Genomic DNA, 1,587 nt, shown 5'->3' with positions numbered 1-1,587 from the left:
TCGCCCGGGTTTTCTTCGCCCGGGTTTTCTTCGCCCAAGATCTCCGCGACGAAATCCGGCACTGCCCGGGTGGCCGGGCCGTAGCTGGCCTCGTCGAACAGGCCGGCGGTATCGGACGGCGCGAGGTTGATCTCCCGGGTCGGGATGCCGGCGGCACGGGCCTCCGCCACGAAGCCCGCCGCGGGGTAGACCGCGCCGGACGTGCCGATCGCGACGAACAGGTCGGCCGCCGCGAGCGCGTCGCCGATCGCCTCCAGATGGAGCGGCGTCTCGCCGAACCACACCACGTCCGGGCGCATCCCGCCCCGTCGCCCGCAGGCCGGGCAGGCGGTGTCGAGGCCGAGATCCCCCGCCCAGGGCTCGGATGCGCCGCAGGCGGTGCAGCGCACCCGCATCAGCTCGCCATGCATGTGCACCACCGCCCGGGAGCCGGCGCGCTCGTGCAGGTCGTCGACGTTCTGGGTGCACAGGAACAGATGGCCGCCGCGGGCGGAAAGGCCCGCCTCCAGCCGTGCGAGCGCCGCGTGGGCGGCGTTGGGTGCGGCCTCCCGCACCCCCTGCCGGCGCAGGTTGTAGAAGGCGTGGACCTCCTCGGGTTCGCGGGCGAAGGCCTCCGGGGTGGCGAGCCGCATCGGGTCGAAGCGGCGCCACAGCCCGCCCGGATCCCGGAAGGTGCCGAGCCCGCTCTCGGCCGAGATCCCGGCCCCGGTGAGGACGAAGAGGCGGCGCACGGGAGGGTGCCGGATCGGCCGGCTCACGCGCGGCCCTCCGGCCGGAGCCGCCACGACTGAGCGTCGATTGTGCCAAATCTCGCGGCCGGCAGAACATTGCGCCCGTCAGTCCATCGGGATGCCGTCACTGTGATCTCCGTTGAGACTTTATCAATTCTTGCCATGGACAATTCCTGTGACCCATCCTAAGTGAGGATCGTGCCCGCGCGCATGGCCGCGGGCGACTGATTCCGAACAGATCGCTTCAGGACATTCAATGACGCGCCACCGCGCGAGACCGTCATTCACGGTCGAGATCAAGCGCAGCCGCACTTCCCCCCTGATCGCCACCCCCGACAGCGAGCGGCCCCAGAGCGAGCGCCCCGCGAGCAAGCCCCCGGCGAGCCCCGCCGCGACGGGCGAGCCCGAGCGCCGGCCCGCCTCCCCGGGCCGCAACCTGTGGGCCGGGACAGGCCTCTTCGAGGAGGCCGCCGCGGCCACCCAGTCCGGCCGGTTCGACCCGCCGGCGGCCCCGGCCTTCAACAAGGATCCCTTCGCCAAGGATCCCTTCAAGGATTCCTCCGCGAAGGTTTCTCCGGCCAGGGAGCCGTCCGCCAAGGACGTCTTCTCGAAGGACATCTTCGCCAAGCCTTCGCAGGCGGCCGCCGCCGACGCCAAGTCCGCCAAGCGCGTCCTGCCGAGCCTGATCGCCCCGCCGGAGCCCGAGCCGGAGCCCGAGGCGGCGCCGGAGCCCGAGGCGAAGCTGCCGCGGGTGCGCCGCTACCGCACCGCCGCACCGGCGCCGCGCCGCACGGCCGGCCCCCGCCCGGCCTTCGTGTGGCCCGAGGATTGGCCCGACGAGGCGCCGATCCAGGCC

At 73.0% G+C, this 1,587-nt stretch carries 2 protein-coding genes; one reads left to right on the top strand and one right to left on the bottom strand.

The window, feature by feature from the left end; all coding sequences use genetic code 11:
- The coding region (locus QR78_RS31485; protein WP_082173949.1) for an NAD-dependent deacylase at positions 1–731 on the bottom strand (731 nt) is incomplete at its 3' end.
- 256 nt (positions 732–987) lie between these two features.
- Between QR78_RS31485 and QR78_RS31480 the strand changes: the two genes are divergently transcribed.
- The coding region (locus QR78_RS31480) for a hypothetical protein (RefSeq protein ID WP_048431580.1) at positions 988–1,587 on the top strand (600 nt) is incomplete at its 3' end.

Origin of the sequence: Methylobacterium indicum, assembly GCF_001043895.1 — a bacterium.
Taxonomy (GTDB): Bacteria; Pseudomonadota; Alphaproteobacteria; order Rhizobiales; family Beijerinckiaceae; genus Methylobacterium; species Methylobacterium indicum.
This window is presented reverse-complemented; position numbering and strand designations above follow the sequence as displayed.